Source organism: Paracoccus sp. Arc7-R13, assembly GCF_004010775.1.
In the GTDB taxonomy this organism is placed as follows: Bacteria; Pseudomonadota; Alphaproteobacteria; order Rhodobacterales; family Rhodobacteraceae; genus Paracoccus; species Paracoccus marcusii.
In genome coordinates, this window is the sequence record NZ_CP034810.1 from 628543 (window position 1) to 652761 (window position 24219).

The 24219-nt window shown below is 68.7% G+C and carries 27 protein-coding genes and 1 tRNA gene; 19 read left to right on the forward strand and 9 right to left on the reverse strand.

The features are described 5' to 3' along the window. Positions 1-147: 147 nt before the first annotated feature. The 3 genes from EOJ32_RS03085 to EOJ32_RS03095 form a co-directional block, all read right to left on the reverse strand. The gene (locus EOJ32_RS03085) at positions 148-732 is read right to left on the reverse strand and encodes a DUF1190 domain-containing protein (RefSeq protein WP_045981552.1); all 585 of its coding nucleotides are present in this window, start codon (positions 730-732) and stop codon (positions 148-150) included. Between the two features lie 19 nt (positions 733-751). Further along, positions 752-1978 carry a glutathionylspermidine synthase family protein gene (locus EOJ32_RS03090; protein WP_127897670.1) on the reverse strand — a complete coding sequence of 409 codons (1227 nt, stop codon included), beginning with the start codon at positions 1976-1978 and terminating at the stop codon, positions 752-754. Between the two features lie 126 nt (positions 1979-2104). After that, positions 2105-2180, reverse strand: a tRNA-Lys gene (locus tag EOJ32_RS03095). Positions 2181-2275: 95 nt separating this feature from the next. Between EOJ32_RS03095 and dapF the strand changes: the two genes are divergently transcribed. From dapF to dxs, 6 genes are all read left to right on the forward strand, one after another. Then, positions 2276-3103, forward strand: coding sequence for a diaminopimelate epimerase (gene dapF, locus EOJ32_RS03100; protein WP_127897671.1), 828 nt, complete (start codon positions 2276-2278; stop codon positions 3101-3103). Then, positions 3100-4353, forward strand: a complete 1254-nt coding sequence (gene mtaB, locus EOJ32_RS03105) for a tRNA (N(6)-L-threonylcarbamoyladenosine(37)-C(2))-methylthiotransferase MtaB (RefSeq protein ID WP_127899264.1) — start codon at positions 3100-3102, stop codon at positions 4351-4353. Before dapF ends, mtaB begins: the two co-directional genes overlap by 4 nt. Positions 4354-4475: 122 nt before the next feature. Beyond that, a complete protein-coding gene (locus tag EOJ32_RS03110; protein WP_127897672.1) occupies positions 4476-5387 on the forward strand; it encodes a histone deacetylase family protein in 912 nt (303 codons plus the stop codon). Continuing rightward, positions 5387-5623, forward strand: coding sequence for an exodeoxyribonuclease VII small subunit (locus tag EOJ32_RS03115; protein WP_045982791.1), 237 nt, complete (start codon positions 5387-5389; stop codon positions 5621-5623). Before EOJ32_RS03110 ends, EOJ32_RS03115 begins: the two co-directional genes overlap by 1 nt. After that, positions 5623-6486 carry a polyprenyl synthetase family protein gene (locus EOJ32_RS03120; protein WP_127897673.1) on the forward strand — a complete coding sequence of 288 codons (864 nt, stop codon included), beginning with the start codon at positions 5623-5625 and terminating at the stop codon, positions 6484-6486. The genes EOJ32_RS03115 and EOJ32_RS03120 overlap by 1 nt, the downstream gene beginning before the upstream one ends. Positions 6487-6512: 26 nt before the next feature. After that, positions 6513-8438 carry a 1-deoxy-D-xylulose-5-phosphate synthase gene (gene dxs, locus EOJ32_RS03125; RefSeq protein ID WP_127897674.1) on the forward strand — a complete coding sequence of 642 codons (1926 nt, stop codon included), beginning with the start codon at positions 6513-6515 and terminating at the stop codon, positions 8436-8438. A gap of 29 nt (positions 8439-8467) precedes the next feature. Here the strand turns inward: dxs and fliP are convergent, their stop codons facing one another. From fliP to fliF, 4 genes are read right to left on the reverse strand one after another with little or no spacing between them, the layout of a single operon-like run. Then, positions 8468-9175 carry a flagellar type III secretion system pore protein FliP gene (fliP, locus tag EOJ32_RS03130; protein WP_045982836.1) on the reverse strand — a complete coding sequence of 236 codons (708 nt, stop codon included), beginning with the start codon at positions 9173-9175 and terminating at the stop codon, positions 8468-8470. Continuing rightward, entirely contained in the window at positions 9175-9432 is a 258-nt protein-coding gene (locus EOJ32_RS03135; protein ID WP_042245210.1) for a FliM/FliN family flagellar motor C-terminal domain-containing protein, read from the reverse strand. The genes fliP and EOJ32_RS03135 overlap by 1 nt, the downstream gene beginning before the upstream one ends. Next, positions 9420-9992: a hypothetical protein gene (locus tag EOJ32_RS03140; RefSeq protein WP_127897675.1), complete on the reverse strand. Its 573-nt coding sequence runs from the start codon at positions 9990-9992 to the stop codon at positions 9420-9422. The genes EOJ32_RS03135 and EOJ32_RS03140 overlap by 13 nt, the downstream gene beginning before the upstream one ends. Beyond that, positions 9989-11566: a flagellar basal-body MS-ring/collar protein FliF gene (fliF, locus tag EOJ32_RS03145; protein ID WP_127897676.1), complete on the reverse strand. Its 1578-nt coding sequence runs from the start codon at positions 11564-11566 to the stop codon at positions 9989-9991. The genes EOJ32_RS03140 and fliF overlap by 4 nt, the downstream gene beginning before the upstream one ends. 117 nt (positions 11567-11683) lie before the next feature. Here fliF and fliL point away from each other — a divergent pair, with 117 nt between their 5' ends. The 13 genes from fliL (at position 11684) to EOJ32_RS03210 (ending at position 22617) form a co-directional block, all read left to right on the forward strand. Beyond that, positions 11684-12160: a flagellar basal body-associated protein FliL gene (gene fliL / locus EOJ32_RS03150; RefSeq protein ID WP_046000674.1), complete on the forward strand. Its 477-nt coding sequence runs from the start codon at positions 11684-11686 to the stop codon at positions 12158-12160. Further along, complete coding sequence (locus EOJ32_RS03155; RefSeq protein ID WP_046000675.1) at positions 12157-12507, forward strand: hypothetical protein; 351 nt, start codon at positions 12157-12159, stop codon at positions 12505-12507. The genes fliL and EOJ32_RS03155 overlap by 4 nt, the downstream gene beginning before the upstream one ends. Beyond that, positions 12500-13042, forward strand: coding sequence for a MotE family protein (locus tag EOJ32_RS03160; RefSeq protein WP_127897677.1), 543 nt, complete (start codon positions 12500-12502; stop codon positions 13040-13042). Before EOJ32_RS03155 ends, EOJ32_RS03160 begins: the two co-directional genes overlap by 8 nt. An 11-nt stretch (positions 13043-13053) precedes the next feature. Next, positions 13054-13920: a flagellar motor stator protein MotA gene (gene motA, locus EOJ32_RS03165; protein WP_127897678.1), complete on the forward strand. Its 867-nt coding sequence runs from the start codon at positions 13054-13056 to the stop codon at positions 13918-13920. Beyond that, a complete protein-coding gene (locus EOJ32_RS03170) occupies positions 13920-14195 on the forward strand; it encodes a hypothetical protein (RefSeq protein WP_127897679.1) in 276 nt (91 codons plus the stop codon). Before motA ends, EOJ32_RS03170 begins: the two co-directional genes overlap by 1 nt. Continuing rightward, a complete protein-coding gene (locus EOJ32_RS03175) occupies positions 14192-16291 on the forward strand; it encodes a flagellar biosynthesis protein FlhA (RefSeq protein WP_045982800.1) in 2100 nt (699 codons plus the stop codon). The genes EOJ32_RS03170 and EOJ32_RS03175 overlap by 4 nt, the downstream gene beginning before the upstream one ends. Continuing rightward, positions 16288-17046: a flagellar biosynthetic protein FliR gene (locus EOJ32_RS03180; protein ID WP_127897680.1), complete on the forward strand. Its 759-nt coding sequence runs from the start codon at positions 16288-16290 to the stop codon at positions 17044-17046. Before EOJ32_RS03175 ends, EOJ32_RS03180 begins: the two co-directional genes overlap by 4 nt. Positions 17047-17056: 10 nt before the next feature. Beyond that, a complete protein-coding gene (flhB, locus tag EOJ32_RS03185) occupies positions 17057-18118 on the forward strand; it encodes a flagellar type III secretion system protein FlhB (RefSeq protein WP_127897681.1) in 1062 nt (353 codons plus the stop codon). Then, positions 18112-18483 (forward strand): hypothetical protein, encoded by a 372-nt coding sequence (locus EOJ32_RS03190; RefSeq protein WP_127897682.1) that lies wholly within the window; start codon positions 18112-18114, stop codon positions 18481-18483. The genes flhB and EOJ32_RS03190 overlap by 7 nt, the downstream gene beginning before the upstream one ends. 68 nt (positions 18484-18551) lie before the next feature. Then, on the forward strand, positions 18552-19595 hold the full coding sequence (gene bioB / locus EOJ32_RS03195) for a biotin synthase BioB (protein WP_046000679.1): 1044 nt from the start codon (positions 18552-18554) through the stop codon (positions 19593-19595). Between the two features lie 15 nt (positions 19596-19610). Then, on the forward strand, positions 19611-20744 hold the full coding sequence (locus EOJ32_RS03200; protein WP_205963173.1) for an 8-amino-7-oxononanoate synthase: 1134 nt from the start codon (positions 19611-19613) through the stop codon (positions 20742-20744). After that, positions 20729-21391 carry an ATP-dependent dethiobiotin synthetase BioD gene (gene bioD, locus EOJ32_RS03205; RefSeq protein ID WP_127897683.1) on the forward strand — a complete coding sequence of 221 codons (663 nt, stop codon included), beginning with the start codon at positions 20729-20731 and terminating at the stop codon, positions 21389-21391. The genes EOJ32_RS03200 and bioD overlap by 16 nt, the downstream gene beginning before the upstream one ends. After that, positions 21388-22617, forward strand: coding sequence for an adenosylmethionine--8-amino-7-oxononanoate transaminase (locus EOJ32_RS03210; RefSeq protein WP_127897684.1), 1230 nt, complete (start codon positions 21388-21390; stop codon positions 22615-22617). The genes bioD and EOJ32_RS03210 overlap by 4 nt, the downstream gene beginning before the upstream one ends. Here EOJ32_RS03210 and EOJ32_RS03215 read toward each other — a convergent pair. Both EOJ32_RS03215 and leuD read right to left on the reverse strand, forming a co-directional pair. Continuing rightward, positions 22603-23616, reverse strand: coding sequence for an endonuclease/exonuclease/phosphatase family protein (locus tag EOJ32_RS03215; protein ID WP_127897685.1), 1014 nt, complete (start codon positions 23614-23616; stop codon positions 22603-22605). The genes EOJ32_RS03210 and EOJ32_RS03215 overlap by 15 nt on opposite strands. Continuing rightward, a complete protein-coding gene (leuD, locus tag EOJ32_RS03220) occupies positions 23607-24212 on the reverse strand; it encodes a 3-isopropylmalate dehydratase small subunit (protein ID WP_127897686.1) in 606 nt (201 codons plus the stop codon). Before leuD ends, EOJ32_RS03215 begins: the two co-directional genes overlap by 10 nt. Between the last annotated feature and the right edge of the window lie 7 nt (positions 24213-24219).

Below are 24219 nucleotides of genomic sequence, written 5' to 3' on the forward strand. Positions count from 1 at the left end.
ACAATGCAAATGCCCGCGCGGCGATTTGGTTCCGGCATGGTTGGGTAGGATCCTGTCGTCCCGCCCATGGCGATCCGGCGGACCTGGGCTGACCCGTGCCGCACCGGATGCCGGTCGTCCGTCGGTCACGGACGCGCCGGCCCGGCCTCAGCCGCCGATGCTGCGCCCCGCGCTGGACCCGCCGAACCCGCCGCGCGACGCGGCCGTGGCCCGCGTCATCGGCGCCTGTCCCGCGGTCGTCGCGGGCCGTGTGAAGTTCTGCGACGACATCGACGCACGCCCGGCATTGCTGCCGAAATTGGTGGTGCCGGCGGCGTTGGTGAAGCCGCCCTGCGCATTGCGGTACATCGGCTGCGAGGCCGCCATCCCGCCGCCCGCGCGGCCCAGCATGCTGCCGATCAGATAGCCCGCCAGCAGCGGCATGAAGATGCTACCCGACCCGCCCTGCGACACCTGTTGATCCTCGGACCCGCAATTGCCGGCACCGTGCTGCTCCTCGCAGACGGCCAGGCTGTCATAGCGGGGCGCGGCCTCGACATGCAGGGCCTCGGCCTCGGCAAAGGCCTGGCTGCACTGATCGGCAGTCACCAGGCCGCCGTTCACCGCCGCCGCCTGGCAGCTGGCAAGGTCCGGAAAGGCCTGCGCCTCGACCTGTTCGTCCCGGCAGCCCGCGACGGTGAAGGCGGCCGCCCCCAGAATGGTCAGGGCGACGGTCCGTGAACGTGTCCTCATGGAAATCCTCCTTGGCGGGTCAGCCCGCGATGAAATGCGGCTTGAAGCGCGACAGGTCCTGGGTGATGCGGGCGCGATCCTCTCGGATGCCGATGCCGGCGCAGGCATCGCCCACGATCCAGGCACCGATGACCGGGCGGAAACCCTCGAATTCGGGCAAGGGGTGATAGGCCTGCACGATCCGCGCATGCCCGTCGTAATCATGATTGTCCGACGCCTCGGTAACGGCGCCGTTCTCGACGATGACGACGCCCGCGCCTTCGCGCGAGAAGATCGGCTTGACCACATGGGCGGCGCGGAACTGGTCGGCCACGCGCCCGAAGGCCTGGGCCACGGACGGGTCGGGCTGGCCGTTCTCGACCAGGGCGGGTGCCACGTCGTCGGCGAAGAAGGCGGGCAGCAGGTTCGGGTGACCCTCAAACATCTCCCACAGGACGGGCAGCAGGCCCTTGTTCGACACGACGGCCTTCCACGCGGGCTCAAGGAACATGCAGCCCGACCCCGCGATATGGCGGGCATAGTCGTCGGCCAGCAGGTCCTCCCACGGATACAGCTTGAAGAGCGTGCCGATCACCCGATCCTCGGCGTCCAGGAACTGGCCCTTCTTGCTGACGGCCAGCTTGTCCAGGTCGGTGTAATGCGCCCCCATCCCGGCCTCGCGCGCGGCCCAGGCCATCGATTCGACCGTGGCGTAATCCTCGGCATTGTTCGCGACGGCGGTGAAGTGGATGTCGGTGTTCGGCGCGAACAGCTCGCGGAACCGCTCGACCAGCGCCTCGTGGATGCCGTTGAACTGGTCGGCCCCCGTGGGCAGGTGTCCCGCCGCCAACTGATCCTCCAGCCACTGCCACTGGAATGCCGCCGATTCATACAGCGAGGTCGGCGTGTCGGCGTTGTATTCCAGCAGCTTGGCCGGACCGGTGCCGTCATAGACCAGATCCATCCGCCCATAGATCGCGGGCTCGGACCGCGCCCAGCTGTCGGCGATCAGCGCGTGATGCGCCTGCGGGATGCCCAGACGCGTCATCAGCGCGGGGTCGGCCACGATGCGGTCGACCGCCTGACGCACCATCGCGTGCAGTTCGGTCGCGGGGCCTTCCAAGTCGTCTTCGATCTGGGCCAGCGTGAACTGATAGGCGGTGGTTTCGTCCCAATAGGGCTCGCCATGCATATGGGCGAAGGTGAAGCCGACATCGGCGGCCTTGGCAGCCAGGTCGGGGCGTTCGGGAAGGGTGATCTTGCGCATGCCCAAGATGTAGTCGCTGCGCGCCGCGAGGACCAGTGCCCCGGATGTCGCGCGCGGGTGAAATCCCCGGCATCCGCCACGGCGATCGCCGCGGGCGGCCGGTGATCTGCAGATCGGAGGATACAGTGGTGAGCCCAACAGGATTCGAACCTGTGACCCACTGATTAAAAGTCAGTTGCTCTACCAACTGAGCTATGGGCCCATCACGAGGCGGTTCCTAGGGGGGGTGGCCGGTGGCGTCAAGCAGAAAAATCAACCCATCTGGCGGAATCCGTCCGTGCGGCCTATATCGCGGCCATGACGCATTCTCATTCGACCGGGCTGCCCTTCCTCAAGATGCACGGGCTGGGCAACGACTTTGTGGTACTGGATCTGCGCGGCGGGTTGGCCCGGCCGGACGCGGGCCTTGTCGCGCGCATCGCGGACCGCCATCGCGGCGTGGGCTTCGACCAGCTGGCCGGGGTCGAGGATTGCGGTGACGCGGATGCGCGTCTGGTGTTCTGGAACGCGGACGGGTCGCTGTCGTCCGCCTGCGGCAATGCGACGCGCTGCATCGCGCGCTGGCTGATGGATCAGACCGGGGCGGCGTCGCTGCGCCTGCGGACCGATCACGGCATGCTGCTGGCCGAGGACGCGGGCGGCGGGCTGACGCGGGTGAACATGGGGCCGCCGGTCCTGGACTGGCGCGCGATCCCCTTGGCGCGGGACGCGGATATCGACCACCTGCCGATCGCGGGTGATCCGGTGGCGACCGGCATGGGCAATCCGCATGTGACCTTCTTCGTCGAGGACGCCGACGCGGTCGATCTGGGCCGTTTCGGCCCTGACCATGAGCATCACCCGCTTTATCCCGAACGCACCAATGTGGAGGTCGTGCAGGTCCTGTCGCGCGACGCGATCCGGCTGCGCATCTGGGAACGCGGGACGGGGCCGACGCTGGCCTCGGGCTCGTGCTCCTGCGCGGCGGTTGTGGCGGCGGCGCGGCGCGGGCTGACCGAGCGGCGCGTGAGGGTGCATGTGCCCGGCGGGCAGCTTTTGATCGACTGGCGCGAGGACGGCGTCTGGATGGAGGGGCAGACCGCCATCGTCTTCGAGGGGCACCTGACGCCTGCGTGGCTGGCATGAGCGCGCCGGTCTTTTCCACCCTGGGCTGCCGCCTGAACGCCTATGAGACCGAGGCCATGCGCGAGATGGCCGAGGCCGCGGGCCTGTCGGGCGCGGTCGTCGTCAACACCTGCGCCGTGACCGCCGAGGCCGTCCGCAAGGCCCGCCAGGAGATCCGCCGCCTGTCGCGCGAGAATCCCGGCGTGCCGGTCATCGTCACCGGCTGCGCCGCCCAGACCGAGCCCGAGACCTTTGCCGCCATGCCCGAGGTCACCAAGGTCATCGGCAACCATGAGAAGATGCAGCCCGCCACGTGGGCGTCCCTGCGCGCCCCCGACCTGATCGGCGCGACCGAGAAGGTGGTCGTGGACGACATCATGTCGGTGCGGGAAACCGCGGGCCACCTAATCGACGGGTTCGGGCGGCACCGGGCCTATGTGCAGGTCCAGAACGGCTGCGATCACCGCTGCACCTTCTGCATCATCCCCTTCGGGCGCGGCAATTCGCGGTCGGTGCCCGCAGGTGTGGTGGTCGAGCAGATCAAGCGTCTGGTCGGGCGCAGCTTTAACGAAGTTGTGCTGACCGGGGTGGACCTGACCAGCTGGGGCGCGGACCTGCCGGGCACGCCGCGGCTTGGCGATCTGGTCATGCGCATCCTGCGGCTGGTGCCGGACCTGCCGCGCCTGCGGATCAGCTCGATCGATTCGATCGAGGCGGACGAGAACCTGATGCTGGCCATCGCGACCGAACCGCGCCTGATGCCGCATCTGCACCTGTCGCTGCAGGCCGGCGACGACATGATCCTGAAGCGGATGAAGCGCCGCCACCTGCGCGACGATGCCATCGCCTTCTGCGAGGAGGCGCGGCGGCTGCGTCCCGACATGGTCTTCGGCGCCGACATCATCGCCGGCTTTCCGACCGAGACCGAGGCGATGTTCGACAATTCGCTGAAGCTCGTTCAGGATTGCGGTCTGACCTTCCTGCATGTCTTCCCCTATTCGGCGCGCAAGGGCACGCCCGCGGCGCGCATGCCCGCCGTGCCCGGTCCCGCGATCCGGGACCGGGCCGCGCGGCTGCGCGCGGCGGGCGATGCAGCATTGCGCACGCATCTGGAGGCGCAGGTCGGGGTTGCGCACCGGGTGCTGACCGAGGGGCCGCGCCTTGGCCGGACCGAACAATTCACCGAGGTTGCCTTTGACAGCGACCAGCCCGAAGGGGCGCTGATGACCCTGACCGTCGCGGGGCATGACGGGCAACGGCTGACGGTCTGACAGGCGGTGCATGGGGGCGCTGCCCCCGCCCTGCGGGCTTCCCCGGGGTATTTTCGCAACGGAGAAATGGCGGGTTGCCGGGATGCGCGGGGGCTTCTAGCCTGCCCCTTCGGAGGAGATGAATGACCGTGATCCTGTATTCCCATGACAGCGCCCGCCGCCACGTGACGCCCGATGGCCACCCCGAGCAGGTGGCCCGACATGATGCCGTGATGGCCGCGCTGGAGGGGCTGGCGCTGGACCGGCGCGAGGCGCGCTTGGCCGAGGATGCCGAGGTGCTGCGCTGTCATCCCGTCCGCTATCTGCAGGGCCTGCGCGATGTGGTGCCGCAAGCGGGGACCCGCCAGATCGACGCGGACACGCATCTGTCGCCCGGCAGCCTGGAGCCCGCGCTGCGTGCCGTGGGCGGGGCCTGCGCGGCGGTGGACGCTGTTCTTGCCGGAGAGGCGCGGCGGGCCTTCGTCGCCCTGCGCCCGCCTGGGCACCATGCCGAGGCCGAGGTCTCGATGGGGTTCTGCCTGTTCGGCACGGTGGCGATCGCGGCGAAACGCGCGCTGGATCATCACGGGCTGCAGCGGGTGGCGGTCCTGGATTTCGACGTGCATCACGGCAACGGCACGCAGGCCCTGCTGTGGGACGAGGCGCGGGTGCTGTTCGTCAGCAGCCAGCAGTTTCCCCTGTGGCCGGGCACCGGGGCCGCGTCCGAGCGTGGCGCGCATGGGCAGGTGGTGAACCTGCCGCTGCCGCCCGGATCGGACGGGGCGCTGGCTTTGTCGGAATGGCGGGGCGCGCTGGACCGGATGCGGGAGTTTTCGCCGCAGCTGGTGCTGATTTCCGCCGGCTTTGATGCCCATCGCGACGATCCGCTGGCGCAGCTGGAATGGGACGACGACGACTATGCCGCCCTGACACGCGCGATCCTGGACGCGGCGGGCAAGGCCCCGGTGGTATCCTGCCTGGAAGGTGGTTATGACCTTCGGGCCTTGGGTCGCAGCGTGCGGGCCCATGTCGATGTGCTGATGGAGGCCGACTGATGAGCGATATTACCACCCTCTCGTTCGAGGAGGCCATGCGCGAGCTGGAGGCCACGGTCGGCAAGCTGGAGACCGGAGAGGCGACGCTGGAGGAATCGATCGCGCTGTACGAACGCGGCGCCGCCCTGCGCGCGCATTGCGAGGCCCGCCTGCGCGAGGCCGAGGAGCGGGTCGAGAAGATCACCCTGGCCGCCAACGGCCAGCCTGCCGGTACCACCCCCGTCGAGGGCCTGTGATGCAGGACCGCCTTGCGCGTGTCCGCACCGAGGTTCAGGCCGAGCTGGATCGCGCCATCACGGCGCTGCCGCCCGGCGATCTGCGCGATGCGATGGCCTATGCGGTCAACGGCGGCAAGCGCCTGCGCGCCTTTCTGGTGATGGAATCGGCGCGCCTGCACGGGGTGTCCGACGATGCCGCCCTGCCGGTCGCGGCGGCGGTCGAGGCGCTGCATGCCTATAGCCTGGTCCATGACGACCTGCCGGCGATGGACGACGACGACCTGCGGCGCGGTCAGCCGACCGTGCATGTCAAGTGGACCGAGGCGACCGCGATCCTGGCGGGCGACGCGCTGCAGACGCTGGCGTTTCAGCTGTTGACCGATCCGCGCATCGGCGCGCCCGACGCGCAGGTGCGGCTGGTGTCCGCGCTGGCGCAGGCGTCGGGGGCGGCGGGCATGGTCTGGGGGCAGGCGTTGGACATCGCCGCCGAAACCGCGGGCACGCCGCTGGACCTGGACGCAATCACCGAACTGCAGGGTGGCAAGACCGGCGCGCTGATCCGCTTTGCCGCGACCGCAGGGCCGCTGATCGCGGGCGACGATCCCGCGGCGCTGGACCGCTATGCGTTGGCCCTGGGCCTGGCCTTCCAGATCGCCGACGACATCCTGGACGTGACCGGCGACGAGGCCGTGACCGGCAAGCGCGTCGGCAAGGATGCCGGGGCCGGCAAGGCGACCTTCGTGTCGCTGCTGGGCCTGGACGGCGCGCAGGCCGAGGCGCGGCGTCGTGTCGCCATGGGAACCGATGCGCTGTCGCACTATGGTGATGCCGCCGGGAACTTGCACGATCTCGCGCGTTTCGTTATCGAGCGCGACACTTGAACGCCCGCCCCGGAGGAGGGCCAGCCATGACCGATCGACCCAAGACGCCGATTCTGGACCGCGTTAGCCTGCCGTCGGATCTGAAGACCCTGACCGACGCGCAACTGCGTCAGCTTGCCGACGAGCTGCGGGCCGAGACTATCAGCGCCGTCAGCGTGACCGGCGGCCATCTGGGCGCAGGCCTGGGCGTGGTCGAGCTGACCGTGGCCCTGCACGCGGTCTTTGACACGCCGCGCGACAAGCTGATCTGGGACGTGGGGCACCAGTGCTATCCGCACAAGATCCTGACCGGGCGGCGCGACCGCATCCGCACGCTGCGCATGGGCGGGGGCCTTGCGGGCTTCACCAAGCGCGCGGAAAGCCCCTATGACCCGTTCGGGGCGGGGCATTCGTCGACCTCGATCAGCGCGGCCTTGGGTTTCGCGATGGCGCGGGAACTGGGCGGCGACCCGGGCGATGCGATCGCGGTCATCGGCGACGGCGCCATGAGCGCAGGCATGGCTTACGAGGCGCTGAACAATGCGGGCCATGAGGGCAAGCGCCTGTTCGTGGTCCTGAATGACAACGAGATGTCCATTGCGCCCCCAGTCGGCGCCATGTCCTCCTATCTGACGCGCCTTTATGCAGGCGGGCCGTTCCAGGAGCTGAAGGCGGTGGCCAAGGGCGCCGTTGGCATGCTGCCGGACGCCCTGCAGGAGGGCGCGCGCCGCGCCAAGGAGATGCTGAAGGGCATGGCCGTGGGCGGCACCCTGTTCGAGGAGCTGGGCTTTTCCTATATCGGGCCGGTCGACGGTCACGACATGGAACAGCTGCTGCCCCTGCTGCGCACCGTGCGGGCACGGGCTGACGGTCCGGTCCTGATCCACGTCGTGACCAAGAAGGGCAAGGGTTATGCCCCGGCCGAGGCGGCCGCGGACAAGGGCCATGCCACCGCCAAGTTCGACGTGATCACCGGCGTGCAGGCCAAGGCGAAATCGAACGCGCCCAGCTATACCGCGGTCTTCGCGCAGGCGCTGATCGATCAGGCGGGCCGCGACGATCGCATCCTGGGGGTGACCGCCGCGATGCCGGACGGGACCGGCCTCAAGCAGTTCGCGCAGCGCTTTCCGCGCCGCTGCTTCGACGTGGGCATCGCCGAACAGCATGCCGTGACCTTTGCCGCCGGTCTGGCCGCGGGAGGCATGAAGCCCTTCGTCGCGATCTATTCGACCTTCCTGCAGCGCGGCTATGACCAGATCGTGCATGACGTCGCGGTCCAGAACCTGCCCGTCCGGTTCGCCGTCGACCGTGCCGGGCTGGTGGGGCAGGATGGTCCGACCCATTCCGGCGCCTATGACACCGCCTTCCTGGCCAATCTGCCCGGATTTGTCGTCATGGCCGCCGCGGACGAGGCCGAACTGGTCCACATGGTCGCCACGGCCGCCGCACATGACAGCGGCCCCATCGCCTTCCGCTTTCCGCGCGGAGAGGGCACCGGGGTCGAGATGCCCGAGCGCGGGCAGGTCCTGCCCATCGGCAAGGGCCGCATGATCGCGGAGGGCAAGGGCGTCGCCATCCTGTCCTTCGGCACGCGCCTGTCCGAGGTGATGACCGCGCGCGAGGCACTGATGGCGCGGGGCATCACGCCCACGGTCGCCGACGCGCGCTTTGCCAAGCCGCTGGATCGTGACCTGATCCTGGGCCTGGCCCGCGACCACGAGGCGCTGATCACCATCGAGGAGGGCGCCGTCGGCGGTTTCGGCAGCCATGTCGCCCATCTGCTGGCCGAGGAGGGCGCCTTTGACAAGGGGCTGCGCTTCCGGTCGATGGTCCTGCCGGATGCGTTCGTCGACCACGACGCGCCGCGGGCGATGTATGACAGCAGCTGCCTGAACGCCCAGCATATCGAGGACAAGGTTCTCTCCGTGATGGGCGTTCAGTCGCTGGCGGCGCGGCGCACCGACCGCGCCTGATTGGTGTCGGCTGATCCCCTGAGGGGGGGTCAGCCGGGCGCATAGCTGCGCACCAGCGCGCCCGCGATCATTCCCCATCCGTCCACGACCACGAAGAACGCCAGCTTGAAGGGCAGCGACACCACCACCGGGGGCAGCATCATCATGCCCATCGACATCAGCACGGCCGCCACGACCAAATCGATGATCAGGAAGGGCAGGGCGATCAGGAACCCGATCTCGAAGGCGCGCTGGATCTCGGACAGCATGAAGGACGGGATCAGCACCGACAGGCGGTCTGCGGGGCCGGTGCCGGGCGCGATCTCGGCCAGGTTGGCCAAGGTGTCGGGGTCGGTGCGGGCCGCCATGAACCCCTCGAACGGCACGATGCCGCGCTGGAAGGCCTCGGCAATGCCGATCTGACCCTGTTGCAGGGGCAGCCCCGCGACGGTCCAGGCCTCGCGCAGGACCGGGTCCATGATGAACCAGGTCAGAAAGATCGCCAGGCTGACGATCAGCATGTTCGGCGGCGATTGCTGCAGGCCGATCGACTGGCGCAAAATCGACAGGACCGTCACGATGAACGGGAACGCGGTCACCATGATCGCGATGCCCGGTGCCAGCGACAGCGCCGTCAGCACCACGACCAGCATCACCGCATTGTCGCCCAGCCCGGCGCCCAAGGCGCCGCCCAGGTCCTGCGCCCACAGGGGCGAGGGCAGCAGGGCCGCGACCGCGACAAGGGCCGCGGCGCGGATCACGCCGCCCCCGTCGCGCCCAGGACGCGCACGCACAGCCGGTCTTCGGCCGATCCGTCGCCGGTCAGCTCGCCCCGCGCGATGACCTTGTCGCCCACGCAGATCTCGACCCCGTCCTCGATCGCCTGGTCCAGGACCAGGATGTCGTCGGCGCGTAGCGAGGACAGCTGCGAGACGGTCTGACGCGTGCGGCCAAGGCGGATGGTCACCTCGACCTGGATGGTGTCGGTGTCGATCAGATGCTTCAGTGCGTCCATGTGCTGTCCTCCTGGGTGATTTCCGCGATCAGGGCGCGGATGTCGCCCGCGATGCTGTCGGGGGTAAAATCGATGTGGCCGCCCTGCAGCGACACGGTGATCAGGTCCTGCGGGACCGGGGCGATCTCGATGCCCTCAAGGCCGGCCTGGGCCAAGCAGCGGCGGACCATGTCGGCCAGCCGGTCGTTGCAGGCGATGCGCAGGCCCACGGGGGTCGCGCGCTGCGCCAGATGGGTCAGCTCTGCCTGCAGGGCCCCCTCCAGCCGGCGCGACGACAGGGGCGGGGCCATCAGGTCCAGGACCTGATGCAGGATCGGCGCCAGCGCATCGACCGCCTCCTGGCGCATCTGGCGGCGGCGGGTCTCGTCCGCGGCCAGACCGGCGGCGACCTGTTCCAGGCTGGCGCTCAGGGCGCGCAGCTGGTCGTCCTGGGCCTGCGCGCTGGCCTGCGCCACGCCGTCGGCGAAGGCCTGATGCAGGTCGGCCTGCGTGTAGGTCACCTCGACACGCGCCGCGACCGCGTTCGAGAAGGACTCAAGCTTGAAGAGGGCCAGGCTCAATTCACCTTCTCCTTGTTGTCGATCCATTCCGACAGGATCTTGACGCTCTCGTCATGGCGGTCCTTCATCATCGCCTTCAGGCGGGCGACCGGGTCGGCAGGGGGCAGGGCCAGCTGGTCCAGCCCCGGAAACTCGATCGGCACGATCCGCGGGTTGTCCGGAGAGGGCTCGTCGTCGATCATGCCCGTCAGCCCACCCATCATCGGGGGCATCGGCGGCAGGCTGTTGTCCAGCATCGGCGCAGGGGCGGGCGCGCGATTGCGCATCATCGGGCGCAGGACCATGACGATCACCGCAAGCGCAAAGACGCCGATCAGCGCAATGCGCGCCAGATCGTTCAGCGCCAGCCGATCAAGGAAGCCCGGCGTGGCCAGGGTGCCATTCTCGCCCAGCGTGGCGAAGGGCAGCGACTTGACGGTGATCTGGTCACCCCGCGCCTCGTCATAGCCCACGGCAGAGGCGACCAGCTCGCGCAGCGTCTGCAGCTCGGCCTCGGACCGGGGGGTCAGGGTGGTCTCTCCGTCGGCACCGGCCTGCGGGACGCCGTTCACCAGGACGGCGACGGTCAGGCGGCGGGTCGATCCGGGCTGGCGCTGAACCTCGCGCGTGGTGCGGCTGACCTCGAAATTGGACTGGGTGCGGTTCTCGGCGCGGCTGCTCTGGCTGGTGTCGCCCGGCTGTTCCGTGGCGTCGGGCAGGTTCGAGGCCGCGGTGACTGCGCCCTTTCCGGTCGAGTTGCTCTCGTCCGTCGTCTCCTCGGTCACGGTGGAGATCAGGGCGCGCGCCTCGGGGTCATAACGCTGTTCGGTCAGCAGTTCGGTTTCGGTCAGCAGGTCCAGGTTCAGTTCGACGATGGCGTTTCCGATACCGACATGCGGCTCCAGGATGCGTTCGACGTTGCGCTTCATCTCGGCCGCGCGGTCGGCTCCTGTCTGGTCCTCGGTCGCGGCGATGATCCCACGCTGCGAATCGATGACGGTCACACGGTCGGGCTGCATGCCCGGCACGCCCGACGACACCAGGTATTTCAGCGCCGCGGCCTGTTCGCGCGTGATCGTGCCGCCATTGGTCGTCAGGGTGACCGAGGCGCTGCCGTTCTGGTCGCGGCGGTATCCGCGTCCCGTCTCGATCGCCAGGTGGACGCGGGCGGTCTGGACGTTGGGCAGGGCCAGGATGGTGCGCGCCAGCTCTCCCTCCTTCGCGCGCCAATAGGCGGCGTCGAACATCTGCGACGTGGTGCCAAAGCCCGACATGCCGTCCAGCAGCTCGTAGCCGGTGCTGCCGGCGGCGGGCAGGCCTTCGGCGGCCAGATCCATGCGCAGGCGGTCGCGCTGATCGGCCGCGACATAGATCGAGTCGCCCCGCACCTCGTAGGGAACGCCGGCACGTTCGATGCCGGCGATGACCTCGCCGGCCTGGGCGCTGTCCAGCCCGCCATAGATCAGGGCCATGCTGGGGCGGCTGGCCATCCAGCCAAACCCTGCGATCACCAGGAACGTCCCCAGAAAGGCCGCCCCCAGGATCATCCGCTGTCGAGAGCTTCGCTCGTTCCAGTAGTCCTGCAGTTTTTGCAAAACCGTTCCTTTCGAATCATCGCGTCATGGTCGTCTGAACCTGAAATGACATGGGCCACGTTAAGAATTGGTTAGTCGCAACCTGATATTTCGGTCTGGTCAGGACGGAGAATCACGATGACCGACATTGTTGCGGCGGCACCCGAAAAGCCGCGCGGAAAGAAGGGGTTGCTGATCCCGCTGGTGGCGACGCTGGTCCTGGGCGGGGCGGGATTCGCATCCAGCTATCTGGGCTTCTGGTCGCCCTCCGGCATGCTGTCGGGCCCCGAGGAGCCGGTCCAGTCGACCGAGCACATGAGCGTCGAGTTCATCGACATCCCCACCATCGAGATCGTCATCCCGGGTGGCCGCGCCCGCAGCCTGGTCCTGTCCGCGACGATCGAGACCGACACCACCCACAAGGCCGAGGTGACCCACCTGATGCCGCGCGTGTCGGACGCGTTCACGACCTTCCTCTCGGGCGTCGATCCGGCGGCCTATGACAAGCGCGGCGTCCTCGAGGTGATCCGCGCCGAACTGGTCACCCGCACCCGCTTCGTCCTGGGCGAGGAGCCGGTCAAGGACCTTCTGATCACGGAGTTTCGATTCAAATGACCCTGGAACAACTGATGCAGATCCTGCTGCTGGCGGCCTGTCTGGGGCTTGGCGTCTTCTGCGCCACCCTGGCGCGGCGGCTGCGGCGGATGAACAATCTGGAAAGCGGTCTGGGGGGCGCGATCGCCGTCATGGCCGCCGAGGTCGACCGCCTGGAACGCGCCATCCGGTCGGCCCGCGATGAGGCCACCGCCGCCAGCGAGCGCCTGGCCGAGGAGATCGAGACCGCGCGCCGCGAACGCGCCATTTGGGACCTGCGGCAGCGCATCGGCGCCGCCGCCTCCGAGGCGCCGCAGCCGATGCCTTCGGGTCGCCGCCTGCGCAAGCGCGAGGTGTCCCATGGCTAGGCATCTTCTGCCCGCGCTGACATTGCTGTTCGCCCTGCCGGCCGGCGCGATGATCTGGCAGGGCCAGGATCTGTCGCGGGTGTTTGCCGCCGTGGCCGCGCCCACCGACCTGCTGGACGGCTGCGGCGATGTCCCCGAGGCCGTGGCCCTGGCCGAGGAGCTGCGCGACCGGGCGCTGCGCATCGAACGCTACATGGAATCCATCGACGCGCGGAAGGCCGAGTTGGCGCAGGCGGAAAGCACCCTGCGCGAACGGCTGGCCGAGCTGCGCGCCCAGAAGGGCAGCATCACGGCCCGCCAGGACGGCGCGACCCAGGCCGTGCGCACCGACATCGACCGGCTGATCGCGCTTTATGACCAGATGAAACCTGCCGAGGCCGCCGCCATCCTGACCAACCTGCCCGCCGATTTCGCGGCCGAGATCCTGATGCGCGTCCAGCCCGAGGCCGGTGCCCGCATCATCGCCGCGGTCGAGCCGCGCCAGGCCGCCCTGCTGACCGCCCAGATGGGCGCGCGCAGCGTCCGCAACCCATAAGGAACCCCGCAATGTTCGGTTTCGTCGGAATATTCCTTACGATCGTCATGGTGTTCGGTGGCTACCTGCTGGCCGGCGGCAAGATGGGCGTGATCCTGCATTCGCTGCCCTTCGAGATGATGATGATCATGGGCGCCGCCGTTGGCGCCTATCTGCTGGGCAACGACAGCCATACGCTGAAGGCCACACTGGGCGGGCTGATCCGCGCCTTCAAGGGCCCGAAATGGAACGCCCAGGATCATCAGGACGTGCTGTGCCTGATGTTCCAGCTGCTCAAGATCGCCAAGGAAAACCCCGTCGCGCTGGAACAGCACATCGAGAATCCGGGCGAATCACCGATCTTCACCGCCTATCCCAAGTTGGCGGCGGATCATCATGTCGTCTCGCTGATTGCCGATACGTTGCGTTCGGCCAGCCTGAACTATGATGATCCCTACCAGGTCGAGGACATGCTGTCCCGCCGCATCGCGGTTCTGAAGGAGGAGGAGATGCACGTCCCCCACGCCTTGCAGAACATGGCTGACGCGCTGCCCGCCCTGGGGATCGTCGCGGCGGTTCTAGGCGTGATCAAGACCATGTCCTCGATCGATCAGCCGCCTGCGGTGCTGGGCAAGATGATTGGCGGGGCGCTGGTGGGTACCTTTCTGGGGGTGTTTTTGTCCTATGGCTTCGTGGCGCCGCTGGCCAACCGGCTTGGCGCCGTCGTCAAGCAGGACTTGGGCTTTTACGAGGTCGTCAAGTCGGTCCTGGTCGCGGGCCTGCATCAGCACGCCACCACCCTGTGCGTCGAGGTCGGCCGCCAGACCGTGCCCGAACATGTGCGACCCAGCTTCGACACGCTGGAAGGCGCCCTGAGAGAGCTGAAGAAGGCGGCGTGATGACCCGGATCGGCCTGCCGCTTCTGATCGCCTGTATGGCCGCTGGCCCGGTCGCCGCCGCCGGGCTGGACGGCTTTCGCCGCACCGCCGACGAATGGCTGCTGACCGGACAGGGGCTGCCGCGCGATTATCGCGTGACGCTGCTGCAGATGGACAGTGCCGACCGGCTGCAGGCGATCGCCTACCTGCGCCGCATCGGATTGTTAACGGAACGTCCCTGGTCGCTTGACGACCTCCTGCGCCCCGCGGCCACCAGAACGGAGCCCCGCGAATGACCCCCATTGCCGCCCTCTCAGGCAAGTCCACCAAGATCCTGGACGCGCCCCTGCTTGTCACGGGCGGCCTTGTGCTGGTCGTCATCTCGATGGTGATCCCGCTGCCGGCCGGCGTGCTGGATTTCGGCATCGCCATCTCTATCGCCACCGCCGTGATGGTGCTGGTCATGGCCTCGCTGGTCGAGAAGCCCACCGACTTTCAGGCGTTCCCGGTCCTGCTGCTGGTCAGCCTGGTGATCCGGCTGTCGCTGAACGTATCGTCGACCCGGCTGATCCTGACCGAAGGGCAGAACGGCAAGGAGGCGGCGGGTTCGGTCATCAACGGCTTTGCCGAGTTCGTGGCGGGGGGCTCGATCCTGGTCGGGATCACGATCTTTGCGGTGATCTCGGTGGTAAACTTCATGGTCATCACCAAGGGCTCGGGCCGCATGGCCGAGGTCGCCGCCCGCTTTGCGCTGGATTCGCTGCCCGGCAAGCAGCTGGCCATCGACGGCGATCTGAACGCCGGTGCCATCGACCACCAGGAGGCCAAGCGCCGCCGCATCCAGGAACAACGCGAGATCAGCTTTTTCGGGTCGCTGGACGGCGCGTCGAAGTTCGTCAAGGGCGACGCGGTGGCGGGGATCGTCATCACGCTGATCAACCTGTGCATCGGTCTGGTCGTGGGCATCACGATCCACGGAATGCCCCTGGGAGAGGCGGCGGCGACCTATTCCCACCTGACGGTCGGGGACGGGCTGGTCAGCCAGATCCCGGCGCTGATCACCTCGATGGCGGCGGCGCTGCTGCTGTCGCGGGGCGGGGCCACGGAAACCACCGCGGGCCTGATGTCGACCGAGTTCGTGCGCAGCTGGCAGCCGGCGGCGATGGTCGCGGCGGCGATGGCAGTGATCTCCCTCGTGCCGGGTATGCCGAAGCCGCTGTTTCTGGGGATCGCGGCGGGGATGGGCTTCATGGCCTGGCGCATCGCGCAGAAACGCCGCATCGCGGACGAGGCGCTGCCCGACCTGCCCCTGGGCGACAGCGCGATCAAGCCTGCCGCCCGCATCGGGGACGTCCTGGACACCGACGACATCAGCGTCGAGATCGGGTCGGACCTGATCGTGACCGCGCTGGACCAGGCGCGGGGCCTGGGCAGCCGCATCAGCAACCTGCGCATCCACATCGCCCGCAGCTTCGGCCTGATCCTGCCGGATGTGCGCATCACCGACACCGACGATCTGCCGCCCGGCGATTATCAGATCCGCATCCACGGCGTCATCCGCGGTCGCGGCACCCTGCGCCCGGCCGAGATCCTGGCGCTTGGCCCGGATGCCGTGCTGGCCGATCTGCGCGGCGTGGCGGTCCGCGAGCCGGTCTATTCCAGCCCGGCCCGCTGGATCCATCCGACCGACCAAGAGGACGCGGCGACCATGGGCGCCACCGTCGTGACCCCGATGGAAGTGCTGTCCACGCATCTGATGGAGGTGGTCAAGGCCAACCTGCCCGCACTGCTGACCCTTGGCGCGATGCAGCGCCAGATCGAGGAACTGAAGACCCTGTCCGACACGGGCCGCGCCGAACGCTATCGCAAGTATTTCGACGCGATGATGCCGGACAAGGTGACGCCCGAGACGCTGCTGGCGATCCTGCGCGCCCTGCTGGAGGAGCGGATCTCGATCCGCAACCTGCCGCTGATCGTGGATGCCATCTGCGAGTTCCGCAACGTGGAATCGGCCGAGACGATCTATGAGCTGGTGCGCAAGCGCCTGCGCGGCCAGATCACCCAGCAATATTCGGACGAGGCCGGTCGCGTCGCAGCCCTGCAGCTGCATCCCGCCTGGGAGGCGGAGTTCGTGCGCGCCGATGCCGAAACCGGACGTGCGGGGGGCGGGGCGATGACCCCCGCCATGTCCAAGAAGCTGGTCGAGGCCACCCGCCGCGCGTTGTCCCTGGCTGAACCCGTCGCCCGCACCGTGCTGGTTGCGCCCGACCACCGGCGCCGCATGGTCCGCGCGGTGCTGGGGGCCAACGGCATGGCGGTCCCGGTCCTGGGTCTGGAGGAGATCGATCCCGCCGCCGAACTGCGCCTGCTGGGCACCGTCGAGGCCGCATGATGTGGGACCAGCTGCAGGCCATCGTTCCGGGGTTGGACTGGGCGCTGGTGCTGGTCTATGTCCGCGTGCAGGCCTGCGTGGTGGCCCTGCCGGGCCTGGGCGAACGCGTGATCTCGGCCCGCGTCAAGGTGGCGATCGCGCTGGCGCTGGCGCCGCTGCTGGCGGGCGTAGCGCCCGGCCCGCAGATGCCCGCGCAGCCCCTGGGCATGATCGCGCAGGTCGGGGTCGAGATGGTTCTGGGCTTTGCCACGGGCATCATGCTGCGGCTGCTGACCATCGCCATCGACATCGCCACCACGGCCATTGCCGCGACCGCGTCACTGTCCCAGATCATGGGCATCCAGAACGAGATGTCGCCCCATCCCATCGGCAACATGCTGCACCTGGCCGGCATGGCGGTCCTGATGGCCATGGGCCTGCCGGTCATGATCGTCGAACTGATCGCCGACAGCCTGCGTCTCTGGCCGCCCGCGGACCTGCCCCAGGTCGAGGGGCTGGTGATGGCCGTCGTCCGCATGGTGACCGACAGCTTCTGGCTGGCGATGATGCTGGCCGCGCCCTTTACCTTGGGCGGGTTTCTGTACCAAGCGCTGTCGGGGGTCATCAACCGGGTGATGCCCGCCCTGCCGGTCGTGTTCATCGGCGCGCCCGCCTCCATCCTGCTGGCGCTGATGGGGTTGGTGATCCTGGCGCCGCTGCTGGTCGGCATCTGGGCCAACGCGGTCATGGGCTTCATGCTGCCGGCACTGCCATGAGGGACCGCGGATGAGCGAGGATACCGACGACAAGCAGTTCGAGGCCACCGACCAGAAGCTGCAGCGTGCGCGCGAAAAGGGCGACATTCCGCGATCGACGGAATTGAACGTCACGATGATGTATCTGGGAGCATTCCTGGCCTTTTCAGTCATGGCGGGCTTTGCGGTGCGCCAATGGATGGCCATGGCCACGCGGGCGCTTGGCGCCGAGGGCTGGTCGGACAGCGGGCCGGCACCGATCGCGCGCGGCCTGGCCGCCTATGCCGTGACCGCCACGATCGGCTTGGCCGCGCTGGTGATGGGCGCGATCCTTCTGGGCCTGATCGCCACGCGGGCGCTGATCTTTTCGCCCCAGAAGCTGGCCTTCGACATCAAGCGCATCAACCCGGTCAAGAACGCCGCGCAGAAGTTCGGAAAGGACGGCCTGGTGAACTTTGCCTTTTCCCTGGCCAAGGCCGGGCTGGTCTGTGCGGGGGGGTGGTTCCTGTTCGCATCGCTGCTGGACCGGATCGCCGCCGCGGCGATGGCGGACGGGCAATGGGTTGCGGCACTGGGCTCGATCCTTGGGCAGGTGCTGATGCTGGGGCTGGTCGTCTCGATCGTCTTCACCGTGCCGGACATGCTGTGGAAGTGGTTCGACCACCGCCGCAAGAACCGCATGAGCCGCCAGGAAATGCAGGACGAGTTCAAGGATTCCGAAGGCGACCCGCACATGAAGGGCGCCCGCCGCCAGCGCGCGGTCGACATCGCGATGAAGCAGATGCTGGCCGACGTGCCCACCGCCGACGTCATCATCGTCAACCCGACCCATTATGCCGTCGCCCTGAAATGGTCGCGGGGGTCCGGCCGTGCCCCGGTCTGCGTGGCCAAGGGCACCGACGAGGTCGCCGCCCGCATTCGCGCCAAGGCGACCGAGGCCGGCGTGCCCATCTGGTCCGACCCGCCCTGCGCCCGCGCCATCCACGCCCAGGTCAAGGTGGGCGAGGAGATCGACCGCGCCCATTTCGCCGCCGTCGCCGCCGCGATCCGCTTTGCCGAGAAGATGCGACAGAAGGCCCGTTCCGGATGGTAGACAAGATCAAGCAGCTGCAGCAGCTGGAACGCATCGCGCGGCTGAAGGCCGAGCGTCAGCTCAAGACCTTTGCGGCGTTCAATGCGCACATGACGGTTGCCCGTCAGCGCATCGATTCGCTGCAGGCCACGCTGGCGCAAAGCTATGACAGCACCGCGCCCCTGACCCTGCCCGAGGCGCGCATCGCCAACGCCCAGGCCGGGCGTGCCGCACGAGAGCTGCGCCATGCCGACCAGGAGCTGCAGCGGATGCTGCCCCGGTTCCAGATCGCCCGCCAGCAGGCGGCGCGCGAATTCGGCCGGGCCGAGGCGCTGCTGAGCCTGGGACAGGACGAGGCGGAACGCCGCCGCAAGGAGAAATACTGAGCCGTCGGCGGCATTGGACAGGCTGCGACCGGAATGCTAGGCACGGTGCCAAGCCACGGGGAAGAGCCATGCTGCACAGCGATCCGAACACCGACAGCCACCGCAAGATCTGGACCGCCGAGGGCGCGCGCGCCGTCTTTGACCTGCCGCTGATGGATCTGCTGTTTCAGGCGCAGACCGTGCACCGCCAGCATTTCGACCCGAACCGCGTGCAGCTGAGCCGCCTTCTGTCGATCAAGACCGGCGGCTGCCCAGAGGATTGCAGCTATTGCAGCCAGTCGGCCCGCCATGCGTCGGGCCTGTCGGCATCCAAGCTGATGGAGGTCGAGCGCGTGCTGGCCGAGGCGCGCCGCGCACGCGACGCCGGTGCCACGCGCTATTGCATGGGCGCCGCCTGGCGCAGCCCCAAGGCACGCGACATGCCGCAGATCATCGCCATGGTCGAGGGCGTCAAGGCCTTGGGGATGGAGACCTGCATGACCTTGGGCATGCTGGATGCGGACCAGTCGCGCCAGCTGGCCGATGCCGGGCTGGACTACTACAACCACAACATCGACACGTCCGAGGCGCATTACGGCAACGTCATCACGACCCGCAGCTTTGCCGACCGGCTGGATACGCTGGATACCGTCCGGCAGGCCGGGATCAAGGTCTGCTCGGGCGGCATCCTGGGGCTGGGCGAGGGGCCGCAGGACCGCGTCGACATGCTGGTGACGCTTGCCAACCTGCCGGTCGCGCCGGAAAGCGTGCCGATCAACATGCTGATCCCGGTCGAGGGCACCCCGCTGGCCGACGCCGCCCCGGTGGACCCCATCGATTTCGTGCGCATGATCGCCACCGCGCGCATCATGATGCCGCGCAGCCATGTCCGCCTGTCCGCCGGCCGCACCGCCATGTCGGACGAGATGCAGGCGATGTGCTTCTTTGCCGGGGCCAATTCGATCTTCGTGGGCGACACGCTGCTGACCAAGGACAACCCCGAGGAGGAAAGCGACATGCGCCTGTTCGCCAAGCTGGGCCTTCAGCCCATGCAGGCGCACGAACATCATCCCGACGCAGCGCGCCGGGCCGAATTGCTGGCCGCCGACCCCGCCATTCCGATCCTGCGCTAGGGCCGGGGCCGCGGCTTGGACCGGCTGGCAATTTATCGACGCGACCTGCAGGGTCTGGCGGGCGATGCGCGGCTGCGCAGCCTAGCTGAGCGCCGGGGGATCGACTTTTCGTCGAACGACTATCTGGGCCTTGCGCAAAGCGACCGGATGCGTGCCGCGGTCGTGCGGGCGCTGGATGCGGGCGTTCCGGTGGGCGCGGCGGGGTCGCGCCTGCTGCGGGGCAACACCGACCGGCAGGCCGGGTTCGAGGATGCCGCCGCACGGTTCTTCGGCGCCGAGGCGGCCTTGGGCTTTGGTGGGGGCTATGTCGCGAACTTTGCGGTCATCACCACCCTGCCGCAGCGGGGGGACCTGGTGCTGATGGATGCGCTGGCCCATGCCAGCACGCATGAGGGGGCGCGGGCCGGGCGCGCCGAGGTCGCCAGCTTTCGCCACGGCGATGTCAGCCACGCCGAGGATGTGATCACCGCATGGCGCCGCGCGGGCAACACGGGGGCGGTCTGGATCGCGGTCGAGAGCCTTTACAGCATGGACGGGGACCGGGCGCCGCTGGACGACCTGATGCGGCTGGCGGACGCGCACGGCTTTCTGCTGATCGACGAGGCGCATGCGACGGGTGTCTTCGGTCCCCGGGGGCGGGGACTGGCCCATCACCTGGAAGGGCGCGACAACGTCGTGACGCTGCATACGCTTGGCAAGGCCCTGGGCGGGTCCGGTGCGCTGATCTGCGGGGCGCGGGTGCTGATCGATTTCCTGGTGAACCGCTGCCGGCCCTTCATCTTTGCCACCGCGCCGTCGCCGCTGATGGCGGCCGCGGGGCTGGAGGCGCTGGCGATGCTGCAGGACGAACCGTGGCGCCAGGCGACCTTGGCGGGCCATGTCGTGGCGTTCCACGACCAGATGGCGCGCCGCCTGCCGCAGGTTCCGCTGAGCGGCAGCCAGATCGTGCCGCTGATCGTCGGACCCAATGCCGAAACCATGGCGCTGGCCGCACAGGTGCAGGCGCACGGGTTCGACGTGCGCGGCATCCGCCCTCCGACGGTGCCCGAGGGCACATCGCGGCTGCGGGTGTCGCTGACGCTGAACGCCACGCGCGCGGATGTGCTGCGGCTGGCCGAGACGCTGGAGGACCTGTGGCCCGATTTGTGATCACAAGCACCGGCACCGATGTCGGCAAGACGGTCTTCGCGGCCGGGCTGTGCGGGCTGATCGGGGCAGAGTACTGGAAGCCGCTCCAGTCGGGGCTGGCCGGGAACGTCGAAAACGACGCCATTTCCGCCGCCCGCGGGAATGCCGCCCAACCCGGCACCGACCGCGCCGAGGTCGAGCGGCTATCCGGCGCCCGGACCCACCCCGAGGCCGTGCTGCTGCCCCAGCCCCTGTCACCGCACCGGGCGGCGGAGCTGGCGGGCGTCACGCTGGACCCGGCGGGCTGGACGCCGCCCGATGCCGCGCGGCTGGTGATCGAGGGGGCGGGCGGCGCGCTGGTGCCCGTCACGCGGCAGGTGCTGTTCGCGGACCTGTTCGCGCGCTGGCAGGTTCCGGTGATCGTCGTCTGTGCCACGGGGCTGGGCACGATCAGCCACAGCCTGACCGCGCTGGAGAGCCTGCGCGCGCGGGGCGTGCCGGTGCATGGCGTGGCCTTCGTCGGGCCTGCGAATGACGACAACATGGCGACCATCGGCGATCTGGGTCGGGTCAGGGTGCTGGGACGCCTGCCTTTGCTGGACCAGCTGGACAGGGACAGCCTGACCGCCGCGATGCGGGCCGCGTTTAGCGCAGGGGATTTCGCATGAGCGCCGTCTGGCATCCGTTCTTCCAGCATGGCACCGAACCGGCCCCGCCCCGGGCGGTCGGCACCCAGGGCGCGCATATCCTGACCGATCGCGGCCCGCTGCTGGACGGGATCAGCAGTTGGTGGGTGGTCACGCATGGCCACAATCAGCCCCAGATCGTGGAGGCCATCCGCGAGACCGCCGGACGGCTGGACCAGGTGATCTTTGCCGGGCTGACCCATGACCCGGCGGAGGAGCTGGCCGAGGCGCTGGTGACAATGACGCCCGCGGGGCTGGACCACGTGTTCTACAGCGACAGCGGATCGACCGCGGTCGAGGTCGCGTTGAAGATGGCCCTGGGCTATTGGCGCCACGACGGCGACGGCCGCCACCGCATCGCGGTGATCGAGGACAGCTATCACGGCGACACCATCGGCACGATGAGCGTCGGAGAGCGGGGGGTCTTCAACGCCGCCTATGACCCGCTGATGTTCGGGGTGGACCGGTTGCCCTTTCCCGAGGGCGACGGGGCCGCGACGCTGGCGGCGTTCGAGGCGCTGGCGGCCAGCCGGCGGATGGCGGCGATCATTCTGGAGCCGCTGGTGCTGGGCGCGGGGGGGATGCGGATGTACGCCCCCGCGGTTCTGGCCGGGCTGCGGGCGATCTGCGACCGCCACGACGTGCTGATGATCGCCGACGAGGTGATGACCGGATGGGGCCGCACCGGGCGGTTGTGGGCGTGCGATCATGCGGGCATTGCGCCCGATATCCTGTGCACGTCCAAGGGGTTGACCGGGGGCGTGGTGCCGCTGGCGGCGACACTGGCCAGCGGGCGGATCTTCGACGCGCATCGCTCGACCGACCGGCGGCGGACCTTCTATCACTCCAGCAGCTATACCGCGAACCCGATCGCCTGCGCGGCGGCGCTGGCGCAGGTGCGGCTGTGGCAGGCCAGCCCGATGCAGGCGCGGCTGGACGCGCTGTCCGCCATGCAGGCCGAACGGCTGGCGCGGCTGGACGGGCGGTTCACCAACATCCGCCAATGCGGCACCATCGCCGCCGCCGACCCGGTCGTGCCACAGGGCGGCTATCTGTCCGAGGTCGGGCCGCGGATGCGGGCGCATTGCATGGATCGCGGCGTGCTGCTGCGTCCCTTGGGGAACACGGTCTATGTGCTGCCGCCCTATTGCGTGACGGGGGGCGACCTGGATGCGGCATGGGAGGCCGTCACCTCATTCCAGGTCTAGGTCGACCCAGACCAGCCTGCGATGCGAGGCCAGCGCCACGGCCTCTGCCAGCGGATCGTCGGGCGCGGGCCAGACGACACCCGACGCCAGCACCGACAGCCGCTGCGCTGGCAGGACGTAGTCCAGTCGCAGGTTGCCCGGCGCGCGGTCGTATTCCGCCGTATCCAGCGCCGGGTCGCCCCGCTGGCCGGCATTCGGGCCGGTCTGGGGAGGTTGCCATGCGCCGCGGGGCCGGGGGTCCTGGGTAACGGAAGCCAGCGCCGCCAGCGTGGCCGGATCGCCGTCGCCGTCCTGCGGATCGACGTTCAGGTTGCCCAGGATCGCAAAGGGCGCATCGGGAAGGTGGGTCAGCCAGAAGGTGACCTCGTCATGGTTGCGGGCGGGATTGCGATCCTCGAAGGCGGGGGGCGTTGCGGCCAGTGCCAGCAGGTGCAGCGGCCCCGCAGGCGTGTCCAGCGCCACGTCCCAGTGCGCCGTGCTGGACAGGCGCTGGATGTCGGCATGGGGGCTTTCGGGCATCCGGTTGCCCGGCAGGTCGCGCCACAGCGTCGCGCTGTGATCGGCGACGCCCGCGATGGGCAGGCGCGACAGCACCGCCAGCCCCGCCTGTCCAGTGAAGGCGCCATAGCCCTGCGCATCGCGGGGCTGGCCCGCGCGCCCGTCGCCGTCCAAGTCCACGCCCGTGGCCATGCCGCGGTTGGATTGCGTCGCATGATGATGCGGCATCGCATGACCCTGTTCGGCCAGCAGGCCCGCGAAAGCGGTCAGTGCGCGGTTGTCCAGGTCCCAGTCCAGCCCGGTCAGCAGGATCGCATCGGGCGCGGCATGGGCGATCACCTGTGCCGCGGCCACAACCTGCGGATCGCGGGCCATGATGTCGCGCAACAAAAGACCCGGCCCGTCGCGCGACAGGCCGGGGTCCCAGGTGGCGATGCGCAGCGGATCGGCCGCCGCCGGGCCCGCCAGCAGTATGGCCAGGGCAAGGGCCCTTAGACCCAAGGGCGGGCCTGGGCCATCTGCGTCTCGAACGTGTCGATGGCGGGGGCCTTTTCCATCGTCAGGCCGATGTCGTCCAGGCCGTTCATCAGGCAATGCTTGCGGAACGGGTCGATGTCGAAGCTGTATTCGGTGCCGTCCGCGCCGGTCACGGTCTGCGCGTCCAGATCGACGGTGATGCGGGCATTCGCGCCCTTTTCGGCATCGCGCATCAGCGCGTCGACCGCATCCTGGGGCAGGACCACCGGCAGGATGCCGTTCTTGAAGCAGTTGTTGAAGAAGATGTCGGCAAAGCTGGTCGAGACGACGCAGCGGATGCCGAAATCCAGCAGCGCCCAGGGGGCATGTTCGCGCGAGGAGCCGCAGCCGAAATTGTCGCCCGCGATCAGGATCTGGGCGTCGCGATAGGCGGGCCGGTTCAGGACGAAATCTGGGATCTCGTTCCCGTCGCGGTCATAGCGCATCTCGTCGAACAGGTTCACGCCCAGGCCGGACCGCTTGATGGTCTTCAGGAACTGCTTGGGGATGATCATGTCGGTGTCGATGTTGACCAGCGGCATGGGGGCCGCGATGCCGGTCAGGGTGGTGAACTTGTCCATGATGTCC